The sequence below is a fragment of the Stenotrophomonas maltophilia genome (assembly GCF_004920835.1).
Taxonomy (GTDB): Bacteria; Pseudomonadota; Gammaproteobacteria; order Xanthomonadales; family Xanthomonadaceae; genus Stenotrophomonas; species Stenotrophomonas maltophilia_AQ.
This window is the reverse complement of the sequence record NZ_QFHO01000028.1, coordinates 37,665-60,016: the sequence shown is the minus strand read 5'-3', so window position 1 is coordinate 60,016 and position 22,352 is coordinate 37,665. Positions and strand designations below refer to the sequence as shown.

The following is a 22,352-nucleotide window of genomic DNA, read 5'->3' as shown; positions in this document are numbered from 1 at the left end:
CTCCCTGGTGAAATTAGCGCTATGGAACCACCCGATCCCATCCCGAACTCGGAAGTGAAACGTAGCTGCGCCGATGGTAGTGTGGCCTAAGCCATGCGAGAGTAGGTCATCGCCAGGGTTTATACCCAAAAACCCCGCTGCTCACGCAGCGGGGTTTTTCTTTGTGTTCCGGATAATGATTCCGGGATTATCTTCCGATGCGGGATTGCGCCTTCAGCGCAGGGCACGGGGATAAAGTTGCCGACCAGCGTCCGGTACTACCTGCAGATCCAGGCCACGCGCGGATGGATTGTTCCCGGGAAGAGCGGCGCCGACCAAGGTTGGCAGCTACCCACGGCAGGCTGAGCGGCAGTAGATCCACGCCACGCGCGGATGCTCTCGCACCGGAATTCCGATGCCAACCAAGGTTGGCAGCTACCAGTGGTAGCCGGCGCAGGCGGACCCAGCTACTCCGGCAACCGTCTTTTCCTGATCCGTCACGCAGAACACGCAAAAAAAGACGGCGCCCTGCGGGCGCCGTCCTCATCAGATCGGGTTGTTGGTCGCGATCAGGCGACCAGGGCAATCCCCTGCGGTGACTGCTGGCGGAACACCGATACCGCTTCGGTCAGTGTCCCGGCCTGCGACTGCAGCTCGCGCGCCGCGGCGGTCGCTTCCTCCACCAGCGCAGCATTCTGCTGGGTTGCCTGATCCATCTGCACCACGGTCTGGTTGATCTGTTCGATACCGATCGACTGCTCCTGGGAGGCAGCCGATATCTCACGCATCAGGTGACTGACGTTCTCCACACCACCCACGATCGCCTGCATGCGCTGGCCGGCGTCGGCCACCTGCTGTGCCCCGTCGCCGACCTGGCGACCGGCTTCGTCGATCAGCTTCTTGATCTCCTGGGCTGCAGCAGCCGAACGTTGTGCCAGGACACGAACCTCGCTGGCGACTACGGCAAAGCCGCGGCCCTGCTCGCCGGCCCGTGCTGCTTCCACAGCGGCGTTCAATGCCAGGATATTGGTCTGGAAGGCGATACCGTCGATGACGCCGGTGATGTCGCCGATCCGCTTCGACGCACCCTCGATGGCCTGCATGGTATCGACCACCCGTTGCATGGCGGCGTTGCCGTCGCCGGCCGCGCTCTGCGTGGCGGCCGCCAACGTACTGGCCTCCCGTGCGTGGGCGGCGTTCTGGCGCACCGTGGCCGTCACTTCCTCCATCGATGCCGCGGTTTCCTGCAGGTGCGCGGCCTGACGCTCGCTGCGTTCGGACAGCGCGCCGTTGCCGGCGGCAATCTCGCTGGCTGCCGTGCTGATCGACGCCGCGCACTGCTGGATGTGGCCTACCATCCGCGCCAACTGCCCGGCGGTGGCATTGGCGTCGCGCTGGATCGCAGCAAAGGCTCCGTGGTATTCACCGCGCATGCGGCGGTCGAGATCACCGTTGGCCAGGGCCGAAAGCATCTGCCGCACCTCATCGACAGTGCCGCCCAAGGTATCGAGCAGCTGATTGATGCCACCGGTCAGTCCATCCAGGAAGCTGGCGCCCTCGCTGACCTGCAGGCGCTGATCGAGATCACCCGCGGCAGCTGCAGCGACGATGCCGGCAACTGCGTTCTCCAGGGCCAGCTCATGAGTGCGGTCGTGCCACTCCACGGCGAAGCCCAGCCGCGCGCCCTGCGCGTCGAACACCGGCGTGACTACCTGTGCGAAGTGCACCGGCCCGATCCGCACCTTGCCGTTGTGGGTCACCTGCAGGCCGTTGAGGATGGCGCGGATGCGGTCCGGGTTGGCATGGAAGCGATGGATGCTGCTGCCAACCAGGCGTTCGGCGTCAAAATCGGGAAACGCCTGGCGCAGGGTGGCCTGCTGGTTGCGCAGCAGGGCTACCACCGAGCGGTTCACGTAGCGGATCACGTGATCGTTGTCGGCAATCATCATTGCCGTGCGCGATGCATCCAGTGCCTGGCGGATCTGTGCGTTCTCGGCATTGGCCTCTGCTTCGCGGCCGCGCTGCGCCTGTACATGGCGGGCGGTATCGGCCAGCGCGTGTGCCAGCGAACCCGGTGCATACGCGCTGGTGTCCGCGTGTGCATCGAGATCGGCGCCGGTGGCGATATCACGCGCGAGCGCGGCCAGTCGGCGTGGACCGTGGCCGAGGGCCTCGGTCTGCTGGCGAAGGCGCAGCGCGACCTGGCCAAGGAACAGGGTCAGGCCGGCCAGCAGGGCGGCCTGCAGCAGGGTCGGCAGCACCGCAGCGCCATCCAGCGTCGGCGCCAGCAGTGTGAGCGTGCCGACACCACCGGCCAACCACACCGGCAGGCGATCGCGATGACCCAGCAACGCGCCCAGCAGCAGTGCGATCGGCAGCGCCGGCGACAGACCGGTGATCGCACACAACAGCGTCAGCTGCAGTGACAACAGCAGCGCCAGGCCATTGCGGGCGATGACCTGACCCGCCTGCGGGCCAGCAAGCCACATGGCAGGCAATACCGCGACGGCGGCCAACGAGGCGCTCAGCACCTGCGGGCCGCGCACGGCCAGCAGCAGGCCGGCCACGGCCAGGGCCGCACTGCCAAGCAGCAGGCGACGATCAGCACTGCGCGCGAGCTGCTGCAGATGCGGCAGGCGGGCGGTATCGGGGGGACGGGAGAATGCAGCGGACATCGGCGACTCCTGGATCAACAAACGACAACGGCCACGCCCTGATGCACGCGCAACGGCGTGCTCATGGCATGGACCGGGAATTGGGGGAATGCGGCGCAATCAACGCCGCAGCGACGGCGCGCCGTGACCCCATCCTGTGGGTGACGGTGCAGTAAAGCGGGCATGCGGACTTCCTTGCAGAACCAGACACACGCCGCAGGCCCGACCGGACCCGCGTGCCGCGGGCGCAGGGGCCCACAACTGGTGTATCGGCCGCAAGCGCGCAGAGTGAAGTGCGCGTCGGTCCGGACTCAGCCGGCGTTGTCGTTGTTGAAGAAGCGCAGGATCACTTCGGCGATCCGTGCCGGGTCTTCCATGTGCAGGTGGTGGTTGCCGGGAAACACCGCCAGCCGTCCATCACGCAGGTGCCGCAGGCGATCACTACGCATCGGCTCCGGATAGTAGGACTGCGCCGGCGTGGCATAGATCACCTGTGTCGGGCAGGCGATGGCCTGCAGCAGGTTGTCGATCTGGCCTTCACTGAGGCGGATCGCGGTGGGCAGCATCAGGCGTGGATCACTGCACCAGCGGTAGCCACCTTCCACGGGTTCGACGCCGCGTTCGACCAGCAGCCGTGCGCAGCCTTCGCTGAGCTGGTTGGTCATCATCCGCGCGCGGATCGGTGCGGCCAGGTCGGGAAATACACGCAGCTGCTTGCGGGCCAGGCCACGTGTGGCATTCACATGCTCGCGCAGGCGGTTGGCGGTTTCTTCTTCGGGCCCGCGCAGGCCACCGAGTGCTTCGATCGCCACCAGCCGTTCGATGCGGTCGCTGACCGACGCGGTGAGGCTGGCGATGCCGGCGCCCATCGAATGGCCGAGCAGGGTGAAGCGGTCCCAACCCAGTGCATCGGCGACATCGAGCACGTGGCAGATCGCGGCTGCGGTGGTGTAGCTGGCACCGGCCGGCAGATGCGCGCTGTGGCCATGGCCGGGCAGGTCGATTGCCACCAGCTGCAACGATGACAGGTGGGGTGCCAGCGGCATGAAGCTGGCCGCGTTGTCGAGCCAGCCATGCAGGGCCAGCACACGCGGGCCGTCGCCGTGGTTGCGCAGGCCGGCGACGCGGCTGCCACCCACCTCGAGTTCAAACGGCTGCAGGCTCATGCCAGTGACGCCACGGCCAGCCGTGCCAGCGCACGCGCGTGATCTGGTTCGGCGTTGAGGCACGGGATGTAGCGCATCTTCGCGCCACGTTCGGCCAGCGTTTCGGTGAAGCCCATCGCCACTTCTTCCAATGTTTCCAGGCAGTCGGTGGCGAAACCCGGGCAGACCACGTCGATCTGCTTCACGCCGGATTCGGCCAGCGCCCACAGGCTGGGCTCGGCGTACGGCTGCAGCCAGCGTTCGCGGCCGAAGCGCGACTGGTAGCCGAGTTGCCACTCGTCGTTGGCCAGGCCCAGTGCATTGGCGATGGCACGTGCACTGGCCTCGCAGCGCTGCGGATACGGGTCACCGCCATCGGCCAGGCGCTGTGGGATGCCATGGAAGGAGAACATCAGCTTCTGGCCGCGGCCATGCTGCTCCCAGTAGCGCCGGATGGAGCCGGCAACCGCCTCGACCCAGCCCGGATCGACTGAATAGTCGCGGACCAGGCTGACGGTCACGCCCGGGTTGCGGCGCTGCCAGGCATCGACACGGTCTTCGACCGAGGCGGTGGTGGTCGTCGAGTACTGCGGATACAGCGGCAGCACCACGATGCGGCGCGCGCCTTCGGCGGCCAGGCGGTCGAGCTCGCTGCCCAGTGCCGGTTCACCGTAGCGCATCGCATGGCGTACCGTCAGCGACGGCAGCAGCGCCTGCATGGCCTGCGCCAGCTGACGGGTATACACCATCAGCGGTGAGCCATCGGGCAGCCAGACCTGGGCATACTTGGCCGCCGAACGGCTGCTGCGCAGCGGCAGGATCAGCCCCCGCAGCAGCGGCTGCCACAGCAGCGCCGGGATCGAGACCACGCGGGGGTCGGACAGGAATTCAGCCAGGTAACGGCGTACGGCAGGAGCCGTCGGCGTCTCGGGCGTGCCTAGGTTGACCGCCAACACGGCGGTATCGGGTGCGTCGAGCATGGTGGCTATTGTCGCCGATCCGATGCCGCGCCGGGATGCAGGGTTCGGATTGCAGGCATAGCCCACGTCAATGTGGGTGGGCAACGCTCATTGGCGATTCATGGCAACACTATTAATTTCAGTCACTTGCTATATCTTTCTATGGACTGACTTCTGGAGCCTGCCATGCGTCGCCCGATCCAAGCCCTGCTGATCGCCGCCACTCTGCTGTCCAGCCAGGCCATGGCCGGACCGCAGGAAGACCAACGCGCCCGCAATGCGGTACGTGTGCTGGCCGAAATCCAGGGAATCCCTGAACAGGGTATTCCTGACAAATTGCTGGACGAAGGCCGCGCCGTCATCGTCATTCCCGACACGATCAAGGCCGGTCTGGTCATTGGTGGTCGCCGTGGACATGGCCTGATGTCGGTGCGCATGCCCAACGGCGCCTGGTCCAACCCGGTGTTCATCAAGCTCACTGGTGGCAGCATCGGCTTCCAGGCCGGTGTGCAGTCCTCCGACGTGGTGCTGGTGTTCCGCAACGACCGCAGCCTGGACAATCTGGTCAACGGCAAGTTCACCCTTGGCGCCGATGCCGGTGTCGCGGCGGGCCCGGTTGGCCGCAATGCCGCTGCTGCGACCGACGGCCAGCTGAAGGCCGAGATCTGGTCGTGGTCCCGCGCTCGTGGCCTGTTCGCCGGTGTTGCCCTTGATGGTGCGGTGCTGCAGATCGACGATGCCGCCAACCTCGACGCCTACGGCAGCAACACCACGCCGCGGATGATCTTCGAAGGCCGTGCGTCGGGTTCGCCGTCGATGGATGTGGTCGCCTTCCGCGACCGCCTGGAAGAGGCCACCTACGCCGCTCGCAACAACCGCAACGGCAACGGCGGCAACGCCCCGCGGCCGGCAGCAGTCCCGGCCGCTGCGCCGGCGCCTGTTCAGGCAGCGCCCGCCGCGCCGGCCGAAGCCACCACCGCGCCGCTGCAGAACGTGCCGCAGGCCCCGCCGCCGCAGCAGCAGGGCTTCCAGCCGGTCACCGACGGTGAAATCCGCACGGAAACGCTGGGCGGAAACTGACTTTCGTCACGCGCGCCGGCTAACACCCGGTGCGCTATGCTCGACAGCCTGATCACTAACGTAACGAGCGTCTTTATGGGCAGTTTCAGCATCTGGCATTGGTTGGTCGTGCTGGCCATCGTCCTGCTGGTGTTCGGCACCAAGCGCCTGACCAGCGGCGCCAAGGATCTCGGTTCGGCGGTCAAGGAATTCAAGAAGGGCATGCGCGACGAGGACAAGCCGAACGCGCAGCTGGGCGATGAATCGCGCAGCCAGGATGCCTCGCGCACCGCGCAGGACGAGCACGACCGCACCCCACGCTGATCCGGAGCGGTTGCGGTGTTTGATATCGGCTTCAGCGAACTGCTGGTGATTGCGGTGGTTGCCTTGGTGGTGCTCGGTCCCGAGCGCCTGCCCAAGGCGGCCCGCTTTGCCGGCCTGTGGGTACGTCGTGCCCGCAATCAGTGGGATTCGGTGAAACAGGAACTGGAGCGCGAACTGCAGGCCGAGGACATCAAGCGGCAGATGCAGGACGTGCGCCAGGGCATGCAGGACACCGAGAACCAGTTGCGTGCCAGCGGTGAAGCAATCCGCCGCGAAGCGCAGCAGGCGCAGCAGCAGGGCGATGACCTGGTGCAGGACGTGCGTACACCCGCACAGGCCGATCTGCCGCCACACCTGGGCCAGCCGGCCGAGGCCGAAGCGCCGGCACAGGATGGCGGACCGGTTTCGACCACGGCTGCTACGGAAGGCGCTGTTTCTTCAGGGGCCGTTCCTGCCACGTCCCCTGAAGCCGGCCCGACGCCGCCGACGCAGAGCACGGAGCGTCATCCATGAGTGAACAGGACTTCGGCGAAAGCTCGCTGGTTGAACATCTGGTGGAACTGCGCGGACGCCTGGTACGCGCGCTGATGGGTCTGGGCGTAGTGCTGCTGGGCCTGCTGCCGTTCACCCAGAAGCTGTACAACGCCTTGGCCGAACCGCTGGTCTCGCAGCTGCCGAACGGGCAGACGATGATCGCCACCAACCCGGCCGGCGCCTTCTTCGCCCCGCTGAAGCTGACCTTCTTCGTCGCCCTGTTCGTGGCGGTGCCGTGGCTGCTGTACCAGCTGTGGGCGTTCGTGGCCCCGGGCCTGTATGCGCGCGAGAAGCGCCTGGCGGTGCCGTTGCTGGTGTCGTCGGTGCTGCTGTTCTACGCCGGCTGCGCCTTCGCCTACTTCCTGGTGCTGCCGGCGGTGTTCCACTTCCTCACCACCTTCAGCCCGGACGTGATCGCGATCACCCCGGATGCGAACGCCTACCTGGACTTCGTGCTGGCGATCTTCTTCGCTTTCGGCGGCAGTTTCGAACTGCCGGTGGCGATGGTGATCCTGGTGCTGCTGGGCTGGGTGACGCCGCAGCAGTTCAAGGAAGGCCGCGGTTACGCGATCGTCGGCATCTTCGTGGTGGCGGCGGTGCTGACCCCGCCGGATGTAGTCTCGCAGCTGATGCTGGCGATCCCGATGTGCCTGCTGTACGAGCTGGGCATCCACGCCGCACGCTGGCTGGTGCCGTCGTCGGTGGTGAAGAAACCCGCCGCATGATGCGGTAGCGCCGGTCAGGCGTGGAACACGTCGCTCGAGGTCGGCGTGCTCGGAATCGGCGGGGCCGCGCGGCTGCCGCGGTGCACGAACATCTGCTTCCACGCGGCATAGACCGCGCCGACATACAGCGGCATCAGTACCGTGGTCAGTACCAGCTGGGCGATGAAGGCCGCCGCCAGCGGGCCACCGATCAGCATCGCGATCTGGATCACGATCACGAACAGGATGTACATGCAGAACGCGGCGATCAGCCCGAGTACGGCGAACACGATCATCGCGCCGATGTTCTCGATGCAGCCCTGCAGACTCAGGCGCAGCGCATGCATGCCGCTCTGCTTGTCGAACACCACCAGCGCCGGCTGGGTGAACATCGCCAGCGACAGCGCCACCGCGCTCAGGAACACCAGCAGCATCCACAGCGCGATGCGCTTGGCCGGCAGGTTGGCGACCAGTGCGGCTGCGTCATCCGGCTTGATCTGCTGGCCGCTACGGCTGATCTCTTCCATCTTGGTCATGACCTCGCTGAAGGCGGTGAAGCCCTCGCGGCCGATCATCATGAACAGCAGCGCGCCCAGCAGCAGCACCGCCAGCACCTGGATCGCCAGCGGCACCAGCAGGTGGCTGACGCGGTGGTCGCGGATCGGCTGCAGCAGGTGCGAAGCCAGGCCCGGGCGGCCTTCGTCGATCTCGCCCACGGCATACAGCATGCCGCCGAACATGATCGGCGAAATGGCCAGGGTCATCAGCTGCACGGCCATGCCGGCGGCACCGGGAATCAGCGTCGACAGCAGGGTCACCACCCAGCTCACCAGCAGCCAGGTCAGGCCGATCCGGGCCAGCTGCAGCGGCGCACGCCGGTACAGGGAGAACGTATCCAGCAACCATTGAGCACCCGCCGAGGCCGGCAGCTTGCGAATCTCTTTCATGGACATCCGGGAGGGACAGAAAGGGGGCCGGGCAGTCACCCGTGCCGCCGATTATCCCTGTTTTGTCGCCGGCTGGGCTGAAGACAGCCGCGCCTGGCGGACGAAGCGGCGCAACAGCTGGCGGGCCAGCGGCGCGGCACTGACCGCACGCTCGATGCTGCGGGCGCAGCCGCCGTGGCGGCCGATGCAGTCGGCGCGGGCACGTACGTAGCCGCGCATGTGGTGGGTGGCGAACTCGGGATGGAACTGCACGCCCCAGGCCTGGCGCCCCCAGCGGAAGGCGTGGCAGCCGTCCAGAGGAGAGCGCGCCAGCACCTCGGCACCGTCCGGCGCGCGCAGCACCGTCTGCAGGTGAGTGGCATGGGCGGCGAAATGCTGCGGCAGGCCCTGGAACAACGGGTCCTGCGCGGCCTGCGGCTGCAGTTCCAGCTCGATCGTGCCGGACTCACGGCCGGCCGGGTTGTAGGCCACCTCGCCACCCAGCGCGTGCGCCAGCAGCTGGTGGCCGTAGCAGATGCCGAACACCGGCAGGTCGTCGTGGGCGGTCTGGCGCAGCCACGCCGCACTGCGTTCGCTCCATTCGGCATGGTCGGTGACGAAGGCAGCCGAGCCGGTCACCAGCACGCCGGCGAAGGCATGCGGGTCGGGCAGGGCGCCACCGTGTTCGACATCGACCACCACCGTCTCGTGATCCTCCAGCCCGGCGGCAACGCGGATCCAGTGCGGGAAGCGCCCGTAGCGGCGCAGCGACGGAACCGGGCGGCCGGTTTCAAGGATCAGGAATGGGGCTGGGTTCATCCGGGGGCGGCAGGACTGACAGGACTTCCTCGATTGTAGTCAGCCCCTGCGCCACCTTTTCAAGCCCGGCCTGGCGCAGGGTTCGCAGCCCTTCAGCCCGCGCGGCGCGGGTGAAACCGGCCAGATCCATGTCGGCGCGGATCTGCCCGCGCAGCCGCGAGCCCAATGGCAGCAACTCATACAGGCCGATGCGGCCCAGGAATCCGGTGCGCCGGCACTCCAGGCAACCGACCGGCCGACAGGGCGTGGCGGCATCTGGATATGCAGCATGGCTATCAGCCAGAACCGCCCAATCGGCCGCGCCGAGACTGTGTGGCTGCTTGCAGTGCGGGCACAGCGTGCGTACCAGGCGCTGGGCAAGGATGCCGTTGAGGGTGCTGGCCAGCAGGTAGTGCGGCACGCCCAGGTCGAGCAGGCGGGTGACCGCCGAGGGCGCGTCGTTGGTGTGCAGGGTGGACAGCACCAGGTGGCCGGTCAACGAAGCCTGCACCGCCATCTGCGCGGTTTCCAGATCGCGGATCTCACCGATCATGATGATGTCCGGGTCCTGCCGCAGCAGGGTGCGCACGCCGCTGGCGAAGTCCAGGTCGATGTTGGTCTGCACCTGCATCTGGTTGAACTCGGGCGCGATCATCTCGATCGGGTCCTCCACCGTGCACACGTTCACGTCCGGCGTGGCCAGGCGCTTCAGCGTCGAATACAGGGTGGTGGTCTTGCCCGAGCCGGTCGGGCCGGTGACCAGCACGATGCCGTGCGGACGCTCCACCAGCGCATTCCAGCCAGCGGCCTCCTGCGGGCTGAAACCGAGCTGGTCGATGCTCTTGAAGGCGGCATCGGGGTCGAAGATGCGCATCACGCACTTCTCGCCGAAGGCGGTGGGCATGGTCGACAGGCGCATCTCGACCTCGCGGCCGCCGGGCGAACGGGTCTTGATGCGACCATCCTGCGGGCGCCGGCGTTCGGCCAGATCCATGCGGCCAAGCACCTTGATGCGGCTGACCACGGCGGTCATCACCGCCGGCGGCACCTCGAACACCTTGTGCAGCACGCCGTCGATGCGGAAGCGCATGCGCCCCATCTCGCGGCGCGGCTCCAGGTGGATGTCCGACGCGCGCTGCTCGTAGGCGTACTGCAGCAGCCAGTCGACGATATGCACGATGTGCTGGTCGTCGGCGTTGACGTCGCCGGTGCGGCCCAACTCGACCAGCTGCTCGAAGCTGGGCAGGGTGGTGTTGGCCTCGCCGCGCACGTCGCCACGGGCCCCGCGCACCGAGCGGGTCACCCCGTAGAACTCCATGGTGTAGCGGTGCAGGTCCAGCGGATTGACTACCGCCAGCTCGATCCGGCGCCGGGTCAGGTGCTGCAGGTCACGGCGCCATTCCTGCACCAGCGGCTCGCTGGTGGCCACCAGTACGCGCTCGGCATCCACCGCCAGCGGCAGGAAGCGGTGGCGGCGGGCGTAGGCGTGGGAGACCAGTGCGGTGACGGCGGCAACGTCGACCCGGGTCGGATCGATACGCAGGTAGCGGCTGCTGGTGCGCCGCGCCAGCCACTCGGTGAGGCGCTCCAGGGTCAGCTCGCCGCCGCCACTGGCCGCCAGCTTGAGGTTGGACAGCAGCACCAGCGGGTGCACTTCGCTGGCATTGCGCGCGCCCTGTGCGGAAAACCGCATGCGTTCCCGGTCCTGCTCGGCCACCAGGCCATCGGCGATCAGGGCCGCGCCCACCTGTTCGAACTGCAGGCGACCCCACGGCAGCGGTACGCCGCCAGCCTCGCCGGGCGTGCCCACCGGCAGCCGATGTTCCATCTGCCTGCTCCTCCCGGGTACGGAATGCCCCGCAGGTCGGCCGTTATACTAGCGCACCCCCTTGCCGGCCAAGACTCGTACGCATGTCCGCGACCCCGACCGTTCCGATCACTTTCCAGGGCCTGATCCAGACCCTGAACCAGTTCTGGGCCCAGCAGGGCTGCGTGCTCATCCAGCCGCTCGACCTGGAGGTGGGCGCCGGTACCTTCCACCCGGCCACCTTCCTGCGTGCGATCGGTCCGGAAAGCTGGAACGCGGCCTACGTGCAGCCCTCGCGCCGCCCGACCGACGGCCGCTACGGCGAGAACCCGAACCGCCTGCAGCGCTATTACCAGTACCAGGTGGCGATGAAGCCGGCGCCGGACAACATCCAGCAGCTGTACCTGGATTCGCTGAAGGCGCTGGGCATCGATCCGCTGGTGCACGACCTGCGCTTCGTCGAGGACAACTGGGAATCGCCGACGCTGGGCGCCTGGGGCCTGGGCTGGGAAGTCTGGCTCAACGGCATGGAAGTGACCCAGTTCACCTACTTCCAGCAGGCCGGTGGCCTGGAGTGCCGCCCGGTGCTGGGCGAGATCACCTATGGTCTCGAACGCCTGTGCATGTACCTGCAGAACTGCGACAACGTCTACGACCTGGTGTGGACCTACGGTCCGGACGGCCAGCCGGTGACCTACGGCGATGTGTACCACCAGAACGAAGTTGAGCAGAGCACCTACAACTTCGAATACGCCGACGTGGAAGAAATGTTCCACCGCTTCGATGCCTGCGAGCGTGAAGCGCAGAAGCTGGTGGAAGTGAACCTGCCGCTGCCGGCCTACGAACAGGTGATGAAGGCCAGCCATACCTTCAACCTGCTCGATGCACGCCGCGCGATCAGCGTGACCGAGCGCCAGCGCTACATCCTGCGCGTGCGCGCGCTGGCCCAGGCGGTGGCCAAGGCGTACTACGAGCAGCGCGAGAAGCTGGGCTTCCCGGGCGCGAAGAAGGCCTGACGGCCGCTCTCCCCCTTACTCCGGGGCGCCGGACGCGTCGCGCGCTGCGCCCCCACCACAGGATTGAAACGATGAGCCAATTGTCCCCCCTGCTGATCGAACTGGGCACCGAAGAGCTACCGGTCAAGGCGCTGCCGGGCCTGGCCCAGGCCTTCTTCGATGGCGTTGTCGACGGCCTGCGCAAGCGCGGCGTCGCGCTGGAACTGGGCGATGCACGCCCGCTGTCGACCCCGCGCCGCCTGGCCGTGCTGCTGCCGGGCGTCGGCCTGGAGCAGCCGGAACAGCACAGCGAAGTGCTGGGCCCGTACCTGAACATCGCGCTGGACGCCGAAGGCCAGCCGACCAAGGCCCTGCAGGGCTTCGCCGCCAAGGCCGGGATCGACTGGACTGCGCTGGAGAAGACCACCGACAACAAGGGTGAGCGTTTCGTGCACCGCGCGGTGACGCCGGGCGCGAGCACCGCCAGCCTGCTGCCGGAGATCCTGCGCGAGGCAATTGCGGCGATGCCGATTCCCAAGCCGATGCGCTGGGGCGATCACGCCTGGGGCTTCGCGCGCCCGGCCCACTGGCTGGTGCTGCTGCACGGTGCCAACGTGGTTGAAGCCGAGCTGTTCGGCCTGCAGGCCGGCCGCGTCAGCCGTGGCCATCGCTTCCACCACGACCAGGCGGTGTCGCTGGCACAGCCGCAGGACTATGTTGAAGCCCTGCGCGCCGCCTTCGTGCTGGTCGACCCGAGTGAGCGCCGCGCGCGCATCGTCGCCGAGGTCGAGGCCGCCGCGGCCAAGGCCGGTGGCAGTGCGCGCATCACCGAAGACAACCTGGAGCAGGTGGTGAACCTGGTCGAGTGGCCGTCGGCGGTGCTGTGCAGCTTCGAGCGTGCGTTCCTGGCGGTACCGCAGGAAGCGCTGATCGAAACGATGGAGATCAACCAGAAGTTCTTCCCGGTGCTGGATGACAGTGGCACGCTGACCGAGAAGTTCATCGGCATCGCCAACATCGAATCGAAGGACGTGGCTGAAGTGGCCAAGGGCTACGAGCGCGTGATCCGCCCGCGCTTCGCCGATGCCAAGTTCTTCTTCGACGAGGACCTGAAGCAGGGCCTGGTGTCGATGGGTGACGGCCTGAAGACAGTGACCTACCAGGCCAAGCTGGGCAGCGTGGCCGACAAGGTGGCGCGCGTGGCGGCCCTGGCCGAGGTGATCGCACCGCAGGTCGGCGCCGACGCCGCACAGGCCCGGCGTGCCGCCGAGCTGGCCAAGAACGACCTGCAGTCGCGCATGGTCAACGAGTTCCCGGAACTGCAGGGCATCGCCGGCCGCCACTACGCCGTGGCCGGTGGCGAAGCGGAGGATGTGGCGCTGGCCATCGACGAGGCCTACCAGCCGCGCTTCGGTGGCGATGACATCGCACTGTCGCCGCTGGGCAAGGTGCTGGCCATTGCTGAACGCGTGGACACGCTGGCCGGTGGTTTCGCCGCGGGTCTGAAGCCGACCGGCAACAAGGACCCGTTCGCCCTGCGCCGCAACGCGCTGGGCCTGGCCCGTACCATCATCGAAAGCGGTTTCGAGCTGGACCTGCGCGCGCTGCTGGCCAGTGCCAACGCCGGCCTGGCTGCGCGCAACGTGCAGGCCGACGTTGGCGAACTGTACGACTTCATCCTCGACCGCCTGAAGGGCTACTACGCTGACAAGGGCGTGCCGGCCACGCACTTCAACGCCGTAGCCGAGCTGAAGCCGGCCTCGCTGTACGACTTCGACCGCCGACTGGATGCGATCGGCACCTTCGCCGCGCTGCCGGAAGCCGAGGCGCTGGCTGCGGCCAACAAGCGCATCCGCAACATCCTGCGCAAGGCAGAAGGCGACATCCCGGGCCAGATCGACCCGGCGCTGCTGCAGGAAGACGCCGAGCGCGCGCTGGCCGAAGCGGTCACCGCGGCCATCGACGACACCGGCACCAGCCTGCAGCAGAAGGACTACGTGGCCGTGCTGGCGCGCCTGGCGCGCCTGCGCCCGCAGGTCGATGCCTTCTTCGATGGCGTGATGGTCAATGCGGAAGATCCGGCCCTGCGTGGCAACCGCCTGGCGCTGCTGACGATGCTGGGCGAGCGCCTGGGCAAGGTCGCGGCGATCGAGCATCTGTCGAGCTGACGCCCGTATCGGTAGTGCCGGCCGCTGGCCGGCGTTGCCACCGCGTTTCGAATCGATGTGTGGGTTGCCGGCCAGCGGCCGGCACTGCTGGAACATCGCCGGCGGATGTCCATCGGGGTCATTGCCGGCATCGCGCACGATGCCGGCATCCTCGCCTTCAATTGCGATGATCGCCACAAAGGCGCGTATTTTGACCGCCACTTAACAACCGATCCCCAATGACGTGATGCATTTCGCATCGTCACCTCCGGTCGGTATGCTGTGCCGCATGCAGCCAAAGAAATACGCCCTGCCGCTGATGGTCCTGACGCTGGCCGCCACCTCCGTGGCCCATGCGCGCGGCACCATCGACAAGGTGGACATCAAGGGATTGGACAAGGGCGACGACGCCGCAATCATCGAGAACATCCAGGAATCGCTGTCGCTGTACGACACGATCGGCAAGGAACAGGGCGAATCGCGCCTGGAGTACCTGCTGTCCCAGGCCGAGCGGCAGACCCGCCAGGCGCTGGAGCCGTTCGGGTACTACAACCCGGTGATCAAGGTCGAGGCGCCGCGCGAGGACGAGCACGTGCGCGTGCTGATCCACGTCGACAAGGGCACCCCGGTGACCGTGCGCCGCGAGCACATCGACATCACCGGCCCGGCGATGTACGACCAGTACCTGCAGGACGACCTGGCCAAGTTCAAGCCGCGCAAGGGCCAGCGCTTCGTGCATACCCAGTACGAGGCCAGCAAGATCACCGTCACCCGCCGCCTGGCCGAGCGCGGTTACTTCGACGCCGACTACACCCAGCGCCAGGTGCAGATCACCCGCGCCGACAACGCTGCCGACATCGACCTGACCTGGGACAGCGGCCGCCGCTACAACATGGGCCCGGTGCGTTTCGAGCAGGACTACTTCGTCGACAAGCTGTTCGACCCGCTGGTGTACTGGGACCAGGGCAGCTACTTCCACGAGGGCAAGCTGGACCGGCTGCGCGAGTCGCTGACCAAGCTGGATTACTTCAGCGTGATCGACATCCAGCCGCGGCCGGACCAGGCCGATGAGAACGGCGAAGTGCCGGTGGACGTGAAGCTCACCCGCGCCAAGCGCACCATTTACACCGCCGGCCTGAGCTACGGCAGCGAGAGTGGCCCGGGTGTGCGCGGTGGCATTGAGCGGCGGTGGCTGAACAACCGCGGCCACAAGATGAACACGCAGCTGGACTATGCACAGAGGCGCAAGAGCCTGGTCACCAGCTACCGTATTCCCGCCTTCAAGTGGCTTGATGGCTGGTACACCTTCGCCGCCAGTGCCTACGACGAGCAGACCGATTACATCGACCTGCGCAACTTCAAGCTGATCGCCAGCCGCAGCGGCGAGATCAACGAGCACTGGACCGCGATCGCCTCGATCAACGCGCTGCGTGAGCGCTGGCGCTATGCCTCGGGTACCGAGTTCACCGACGCGGTCTACAACACCTCGACGCTGGTCTACCCGCAGCTGGTGGCCGACTACGTCAACGTCGACGACGAGATGTTCCCGCGCAAGGGCATCAGCGGCACCGCGACGATGCGTACCGGCATTGAAGGCGTGGGTTCGGACACCAGCTTCGTGCAGGCCAACGCCGTGCTGCGCTGGTACATCCCGGTGGGTGAAAGCAACCGCCTGATCCTGCGCGGCGAAGGCGGCACCACCTGGACCAGCGATCTGGTGGCGATGCCGCCCAGCCTGCGCTACTTCGCCGGTGGCGACCGCAGCATCCGCGGCTACGCCTATCGCGAGGTCGGCCCGCGGACCCCGGCGCCGGACAAGTACGCGCTGGGTGCCAAGAACCTGGTGATCGGTTCGGCCGAGTACGAGCACTACTTCAATGGCGGTCCGTGGGGCGCGGCGGTGTTCGTTGACACCGGCAGCGCGTTCGACAACACCATTGACCTGCATACCGGCGTTGGCTTCGGCGTGCGCTGGAAGTCGCCGGTGGGGCCGGTGCGCGTGGATATCGCGCATGGCCTGAACAACCCGGATTCGCAGTTCCAGCTGTACCTGAACATCGGAGCGGACCTGTGAGCACGCCCGCACCGACTCCGTCGCCGAACACGCCGCCGCGCCGCGTGCGCTTCTACCGTCGTCGCCGCTTCTGGGCATGGTCCGGCGCGGGCGTGGTCGGCCTGGTGCTGGTCGCCCTGCTGGCCGTTTACTGGCTGCTGCAGACCGTGGCCGGCCGCGATGTGCTGCTGGCGCAGGTGGTGGCGCGCCTGCCGGTGGGTGCCAGCTTCACCTGGGACAAAGTGGACGGTCCGGTGGCCGGCCCGCTGACCCTGTACAACGTCGACTTCCGCTACGACGACATCCATTTCCATGCCGAGCGTGCACACCTGGAGCCGGACCTGCGCCCGCTGCTGGGCCGCAAGCTGCTGCTGGACAAGCTGGAACTGACCAACGCGACGTTGAACCTGGCCAAGAGCGACGAGCCGTTCAAGCTGCCGTCGTGGCCCGATTCGCTGCCGCAGATCGAAATGCCGCTGGCGATCCAGGCCGATGCCATCGCCATCGACGGTTTCCGCATCAGCCAGGCCAACGAGCCGGTGATCGACATCAGCCGCGTGCGCGGCGGCATCGAGATCGCCAATGGCGAGTTCCAGGCACACAAGCTGGTAGTGGACAGCGACATGGGCAATTTCACTGCCCAGGGCCGCTACATCCCGGCCAAGGACTACGACACCGATGTGACCGTCACTGCGGTGCTGCCGGCGCCACGTGGCCGCACCGCCGCTACCCTGGGCCTGGTCGCGCGCGGTGACCTGTCGCACATGGAGGTGGCGGTGGCCGGGCGTGCGCCTAAGCCGCTGCACGCGATGCTGGTGTTCGATGGCCGCACCGATCCGAGCTGGAGCGCCAGCGTGCGCAGCGACGAGCTGGATCTGGCGCTGTTGTCACCGGCACTGGCGAGCTCGGCAATCGCCCCGCTGGCGCTGGATTTCACCGCCGCCGGCAAGGGGGGCAATGCCAACCTGCGCGGCAAGGTGAAGCAGGGCGACCAGGAACTGGAGCTGGCGCCGTCGGTGGTATCGCTGCAGGACCAGGTGCTGAAGGTCTCGCCGCTGCTTGTGAAGGGCTTCGGCGGCGAAGCGCGCCTGGAAGGCACCGCCGATTTCAGCCAGGAAGACCAGCAGAAGCTCAACTTCTCGGTGGTCGCGCATGACCTGACCTACGTGCCGGCAGCGGATCCGAACACGGCCGGCAGTGCGCCGGTACCGGTGACCCTGAAGGAAGCACGCTTCGGCCTGGCCGGTACCCTGAAGGCCTGGGCGGCGATCGGCCGTGCCGATGTCCAGCGCGAAAAGCAGAAAGCGCAGCTGCGCTTCGACGTGCGTGGCAATGACCAGGCCGCTGAGATCCGCGAACTGCAGGCGCAGACCCCGGGCGGGCAGCTGCAGGTGGAAGGCAAGGTGGCCTGGGCACCGCAGCTGGACTGGGACGCGAAGGCCACGTTGAAGGATTTCGATCCCGGCTACTTCGCGCCAGGCTGGGACGGGCGCCTGTCGGGCAATCTGGCTTCCAAGGGCCGCCAGCTGCCGGCGCCGGCCAATGCGCCGCCGGGCACCGCCGGCACGCTGGAAGCCACGGTGGATCTGCCGTCGCTGAAGGGCATCCTGCGCCAGCGCAATCTCGATGCGCAGGGCAAGTTCGCGCTGCAGGGTGAGCAGGGCCAGGGCGACCTGAAACTGTCGCTGGGCAGCAGCCGGGTGACCGCTTCGGGCAAGGTTGGCGATCGCCTCGACATCGACGCGCGCTTCGAACCGCTGCAGCTGAGTGACCTGCTGCCGGGCGCCGATGGTGGCCTGCGTGGCCAGGTACAGGTGAAGGGCCCGCGCGATGCGCCGGACATCACCGCCGACCTGGTCGGCAACAACCTCAACTGGGATGGCTACGGCGCCGAGAGCGTGAGCATCAAGGGCCGCCTGCCGTGGCGCGGCGACAGCGGCACGCTGGCGATCCAGGGCCAGCAGGTCAATGCCGGCATGCTGCTGGAGCGGCTGAACATCGACGCGCAGGGCAGTGTCTCCAACCTGCGCCTGGCCGCGCAGACCCGCAACGAGCTGGGCGCGGTCGAACTGCAGGGCAGTGTCCGCCAGCAGGGCGCGCAGTGGCGTGGCGAGCTGGCATCGCTGCGCATCGCACCGGTGAAGGGCGATGCCTGGTCGTTGCGTGCACCGGCGGCGTTTGCGATCAACGGCAGCACCTACACGCTGGGCGAAGCCTGCCTGGCTGCTGCCAGCAGCGGCGCACTGTGCGCACAGGCCAACTGGCCGCGCGAGGGCCTGGTGGTGCGCAGTGATGCGCTGCCGCTGGCGCTGGTGCAGCCGTGGCTGCCGCCGCAGTCCGGCCGTCGCATCTACCTGCGCGGCGATGTCAGCCTGGACGCGCAGATCCGACCGCGCGGCAACGCCTGGGAAGGCCATGTGGAAGTGCGCTCGAAGGAAGGCGGCGTGCGCCTGGGCGAGAACCGCAACACGGCGGGGGACACCACGCGTGGCGAACTGGTGCGCTACGACCAGTTCTCGCTCAAGCTGGACATGACCCCGGCCAGCATCAAGGGCTACCTGGGCATGGGCTTCCAGGGCAACGGCTTCGTCGATGCGAAGATGCAGACCGGCTGGGAAGCCAGCGCGCCATTGAATGGCGAGCTCTACCTCAACATGTCGCGGCTGTACTGGCTGGAGCTGTTCTCGCCGGACATCGTGCGCCCGACCGGCCTGATCGAAGGCCACGTCAGCCTGCGCGGCACCCGTGGCCAGCCGTCGTTGGGCGGCGACGCACAGCTGAGCAATTTCAAGGGCGAATTCCCGGCGCTGGGCCTGACCTTCGACCAGGGCAAGGGCAGCTTCGTCGCCCAGCCCGATGGGTCGGCCAAGATCACCGCACAGGCCAATTCCGGCCAGGGCACGCTGTATGTCGATGGCGGCCTGTCGTGGTTCGGCGATGCGCAGCCGTTGCAGCTGAAGATCCACGGCGACAACGTGCTGCTGTCCAACACCAGCGAGCTGCGCATCGTCGCCAATCCCAATCTCGACTTCACCCTGGCCAAGGCCGCGATGGAACTGCGCGGAACGGTGCATGTACCCGAGGCCGACATCGATCTGGAGCGCCTGGACCGCGGCACCTCGGTGTCCGAAGACGTGGTGGTGCTGGATCCGGCCGATCCGGAAGAGTCGCGCACCTCGCCGCTGGACATGGACCTGACCGTCAGCCTCGGCGACAAGGTGAAGATGACGGGCTTCGGCCTGAAGGGCGCGCTGACCGGCAAGATGCAGGTCTGGGCCAAGCCCGGCCGCGAGATGACCGCCAATGGCGGGCTGGAAGTGAGCGGTCGCTACAAGGCCTATGGCCAGGATCTGACCATCACCCGCGGCAACCTCACCTGGAACTACAACGCGGTGTCCGACCCGCGCATCAACATCCGCGCCGAGCGCCGGATCGGTGATGTCACCGCGGGCATCGACGTGACCGGGCGGGCGCAGCAGCCGCGTGCGGATGTGTGGTCCGAGCCGGCGATGTCGCAGTCCGAGGCACTGGGTTACCTGGTGCTGGGGCGCAGCCTGACCGGCGCCAGCAGTGACCAGACGCAGCAGGTCAACGCCGCCTCGGCGGCGCTGTCGGCAGGCAGTGGCCTGTTGGCGTCGCAGCTCGGTGCCAAACTGGGCCTGGACGATGCCGGCGTGAGCCAGTCGCGCGCGCTGGGCGGCTCGGTGATCGGTGTGGGCAAGTACATTTCGCCCAAGTTGTACGTGGGCTACGGCGTGTCGCTGGTGGGTGCCGGCTCGGTGATCACGCTGAAGTACCTGCTGCGTCGTGGCTTCGACGTGGAAGTGGAATCGAGCACGGTGGAAAACCGTGGATCGATCAACTGGCGGCGGGAGAAGTAACGATGCGGTAGTGCCGGTCGCTGGCCGGCAACTGCACCGTATCTCCGGAGTTGCGTGGGTTGCCGGCCAGCGGCCGGCACTACCGTGCACGTCGACCCAACCATCGGCCGTTGCCCCATCCGGCCCCAGCGGCTATGGTCCCGGGCTGTTCTGTCGTACCGGATTGCCACATGTCACCACGCAAAGCCCTTCCCACCGCCCTGGCCCTGGGCCTGACCCTCGCCGCCGGCGCCCACGCCGATGAAGGCATGTGGATGCCGACGCAGCTGCCGGAACTGGCCAAGCCGCTGCAGGCAGCAGGTTTCAAGGGCAATCCGGCCGATCTGGCCAACGTCACCGCGCCGCCGCTGAGCGCCGTGGTGCGTGCCGGTGGCGGCACCGGTTCGTTCGTGTCTGCTGACGGCCTGCTGCTGACCAACCACCACGTGGCGATGGGCGTGATCCAGTACAACAGCTCGCCCGAGCACGACCTGATCAACGGCGGCTTCATCGCCAAGGGCCGCGCCGACGAGCGCCCGGCCAACCCGGACTTCCGCGTACTGGTCACCGTCGGCTTCGACAAGGTAACCGACCAGGTGCTGGCACAGGCCAAGGGCAAGACCGGCCGTGCCTACTTCGATGCCGTGGATGCGGCCAGCAAGCAGATCGTGGCCGAGTGCGAGAAGGACGGCAGCGTGCGCTGCTCGGTGGCCAACATGTACTACGGCACCGACTTCTACCGCATCGCCCAGCTTGAGCTGAGCGACGTGCGCCTGGTCTATGCGCCACCGCGTGCGATCGGCAACTACGGCGACGAGATCGACAACTTCATGTGGCCGCGCCACACCGGCGACTTCACCCTGCTGCGCGCCTATGTCGGCAAGGACGGCAAGCCGGCCGCCTACAGCAAGGACAACGTGCCCTACCAGGCCCCGGCGCACCTGCAGATGTCGGTGGAAGGCCCGAAGGAGGGCGACTACGCGATGCTGGCCGGTTACCCGGGCATCACCTATCGCCATCGCACCGCCGCCGAATTCGCCGGCCAGATCGATACCGTGCTGCCGCGCCGCGTGTCGGTGTTCCAGCAGATGATCGACACCATCGAGGCCGCCAGCGCCAAGGACGCGCAGGCGCGCACCCGCTACGCCTCGCAGCTGCAGTCGCTGAAGAACAACCGCAAGCGCGCCGCGGGTGAGCTGGAAGGCCTGCTGCGCAGCGACGCCAAGGCCCAGCGTGCCGCCGACGAGACGGCGATGCTGGCGGCCACCGACCGCAAGTACCAGGGCGACATCAAGGCGCTGCTGACCAACCTGTCGCAGGGCGCGGCGGTGGGCGAGCGTGACCTGCTGCTGGAGCAGATGGCCGCACAGAGCCAGCTGCTGCGCTCGGCGCTGCTGCTGGAACGCCTGCGCATCGAATCGGCCAAGCCGGACGCGCAGCGCGAGAGCGGTTTCCAGCAGCGCGACCAGGCGATGATCGAAGGCGTGCTCAAGCAGGTCCAGCGACGTTACGCGCCCGAGGTCGAGAAGGCGCTGCTGACCACCCTGCTGACCCGCTACCAGCAGCTGCCGGACGCGCAGCGCGTGGCAGAGTTCGACTCCGCTTTCGGCCGTACCCCGGAGCAGCTGGCCAAGGCACTGGACACCCTGTACGCCGGCACCCAGCTGGGTGACGAGGCGCAGCGCCTGTCGCGCTTCGCTGCTGCGCGCGAAGGCAAGGCATTGGCCGCCGATCCGCTGATTGCCGTGGCCGGCCCGTTGGTGGCCGCGCAGCTGCGCATCGAAAACGAGAGCAAGACCCGCGAAGGCGAACAGCTGCGCCTGCGCCCGGCCTACATGCAGGCCTTGTTCGCCTGGCGTGCCAAGCAGGGCCGTGCGGTGTACCCGGATGCCAACCGCACCCTGCGCATCAGCTACGGCAAGGTGGAAGCGCTGCACCCGCGTGATGGCGTGACCTATTCGCCGGTGACCACCGTGGCCGGCATCGTCGAAAAGAACACCAACGCCTATCCGTTCGATGCCCCCAAGCCCCTGCTGGCTGCGATTGCCAAGGGTGACTTCGGCAGCACCGCCGATCCGGCACTGAAGACCCAGACCGTCAATTTCCTGACCAACCTGGACACCACCGGCGGCAACTCCGGCTCGCCGGTGCTCAACGCCAAGGGCGAACTGATCGGCCTGAACTTCGACAGCAACTGGGAGTCGGTCAGTGCCAGCTGGTGGTTCGACCCCCGCTACAAGCGCGCCGTGCACGTGGACATGCGCTACCTGCGCTGGCTGCTGGCCAAGGTCTACCCGGCACCTGAACTGCTGAAGGAAATGGGCGTTCCGGCCCAATAAGAAGCCGGCCACGACCAACGGTTGTGGCCCGCACCGCGTAAGCCCCCACCTTGGTGGGGGTGGTTGCCC

The 22,352-nt window shown here is 67.3% G+C and carries 15 protein-coding genes and 1 rRNA gene; 10 read left to right on the top strand and 6 right to left on the bottom strand.

Going from position 1 to position 22,352, the window contains the following annotated elements:
* Positions 1–3: 3 nt before the first annotated feature.
* A 5S ribosomal RNA gene (gene rrf / locus DI041_RS17115) occupies positions 4–118 on the top strand.
* Between the two features lie 430 nt (positions 119–548).
* On the opposite strand, the gene DI041_RS17110 is transcribed toward rrf, so the two are convergent.
* The 3 genes from DI041_RS17110 to hemH all read right to left on the bottom strand — a co-directional run bounded on the left by DI041_RS17110 (position 549) and on the right by hemH (position 4,758).
* On the bottom strand, positions 549–2,654 hold the full coding sequence (locus tag DI041_RS17110) for a methyl-accepting chemotaxis protein (RefSeq protein ID WP_136639442.1): 2,106 nt from the start codon (positions 2,652–2,654) through the stop codon (positions 549–551).
* A gap of 290 nt (positions 2,655–2,944) precedes the next feature.
* A complete protein-coding gene (locus DI041_RS17105; RefSeq protein WP_136639441.1) occupies positions 2,945–3,799 on the bottom strand; it encodes an alpha/beta fold hydrolase in 855 nt (284 codons plus the stop codon).
* On the bottom strand, positions 3,796–4,758 hold the full coding sequence (gene hemH, locus DI041_RS17100; protein WP_046982593.1) for a ferrochelatase: 963 nt from the start codon (positions 4,756–4,758) through the stop codon (positions 3,796–3,798). The genes DI041_RS17105 and hemH overlap by 4 nt, the downstream gene beginning before the upstream one ends.
* Positions 4,759–4,923: 165 nt before the next feature.
* On the opposite strand from hemH, the gene DI041_RS17095 reads away from it, so the two are divergent.
* The 4 genes from DI041_RS17095 to tatC all read left to right on the top strand — a co-directional run bounded on the left by DI041_RS17095 (position 4,924) and on the right by tatC (position 7,379).
* A complete protein-coding gene (locus DI041_RS17095) occupies positions 4,924–5,817 on the top strand; it encodes a lipid-binding SYLF domain-containing protein (RefSeq protein WP_046982581.1) in 894 nt (297 codons plus the stop codon).
* A 75-nt stretch (positions 5,818–5,892) separates the two neighbouring features.
* Entirely contained in the window at positions 5,893–6,120 is a 228-nt protein-coding gene (gene tatA / locus DI041_RS17090) for a Sec-independent protein translocase subunit TatA (protein WP_012512521.1), read from the top strand.
* A 15-nt stretch (positions 6,121–6,135) separates the two neighbouring features.
* The gene (gene tatB / locus DI041_RS17085; RefSeq protein ID WP_136639440.1) at positions 6,136–6,633 is read left to right on the top strand and encodes a Sec-independent protein translocase protein TatB; all 498 of its coding nucleotides are present in this window, start codon (positions 6,136–6,138) and stop codon (positions 6,631–6,633) included.
* A complete protein-coding gene (gene tatC / locus DI041_RS17080; RefSeq protein WP_136639439.1) occupies positions 6,630–7,379 on the top strand; it encodes a twin-arginine translocase subunit TatC in 750 nt (249 codons plus the stop codon). Before tatB ends, tatC begins: the two co-directional genes overlap by 4 nt.
* 14 nt (positions 7,380–7,393) lie before the next feature.
* Here the strand turns inward: tatC and DI041_RS17075 are convergent, their stop codons facing one another.
* Genes DI041_RS17075 through DI041_RS17065 form a run of 3 tightly spaced genes read right to left on the bottom strand, consistent with a single transcriptional unit; the run spans position 7,394 to position 10,910 of the window.
* Entirely contained in the window at positions 7,394–8,305 is a 912-nt protein-coding gene (locus DI041_RS17075) for a BPSS1780 family membrane protein (protein ID WP_046982583.1), read from the bottom strand.
* A 51-nt stretch (positions 8,306–8,356) separates the two neighbouring features.
* Positions 8,357–9,103: a glutamine amidotransferase gene (locus DI041_RS17070; protein ID WP_046982584.1), complete on the bottom strand. Its 747-nt coding sequence runs from the start codon at positions 9,101–9,103 to the stop codon at positions 8,357–8,359.
* Positions 9,075–10,910, bottom strand: coding sequence for a GspE/PulE family protein (locus DI041_RS17065; protein ID WP_136639438.1), 1,836 nt, complete (start codon positions 10,908–10,910; stop codon positions 9,075–9,077). Before DI041_RS17065 ends, DI041_RS17070 begins: the two co-directional genes overlap by 29 nt.
* Positions 10,911–10,993: 83 nt before the next feature.
* Between DI041_RS17065 and glyQ the strand changes: the two genes are divergently transcribed.
* From glyQ to DI041_RS17040, 5 genes are all read left to right on the top strand, one after another.
* Positions 10,994–11,905, top strand: a complete 912-nt coding sequence (glyQ, locus tag DI041_RS17060) for a glycine--tRNA ligase subunit alpha (RefSeq protein ID WP_006403404.1) — start codon at positions 10,994–10,996, stop codon at positions 11,903–11,905.
* A 71-nt stretch (positions 11,906–11,976) separates the two neighbouring features.
* Positions 11,977–14,052, top strand: a complete 2,076-nt coding sequence (gene glyS, locus DI041_RS17055) for a glycine--tRNA ligase subunit beta (protein ID WP_136639437.1) — start codon at positions 11,977–11,979, stop codon at positions 14,050–14,052.
* A 256-nt stretch (positions 14,053–14,308) separates the two neighbouring features.
* Positions 14,309–16,105 carry an autotransporter assembly complex protein TamA gene (locus tag DI041_RS17050; protein WP_136639445.1) on the top strand — a complete coding sequence of 599 codons (1,797 nt, stop codon included), beginning with the start codon at positions 14,309–14,311 and terminating at the stop codon, positions 16,103–16,105.
* Entirely contained in the window at positions 16,102–19,965 is a 3,864-nt protein-coding gene (locus DI041_RS17045; protein ID WP_136639436.1) for a translocation/assembly module TamB domain-containing protein, read from the top strand. Before DI041_RS17050 ends, DI041_RS17045 begins: the two co-directional genes overlap by 4 nt.
* A gap of 170 nt (positions 19,966–20,135) precedes the next feature.
* The gene (locus tag DI041_RS17040; RefSeq protein WP_136639435.1) at positions 20,136–22,283 is read left to right on the top strand and encodes a S46 family peptidase; all 2,148 of its coding nucleotides are present in this window, start codon (positions 20,136–20,138) and stop codon (positions 22,281–22,283) included.
* The last annotated feature ends 69 nt before the right edge of the window (positions 22,284–22,352 follow it).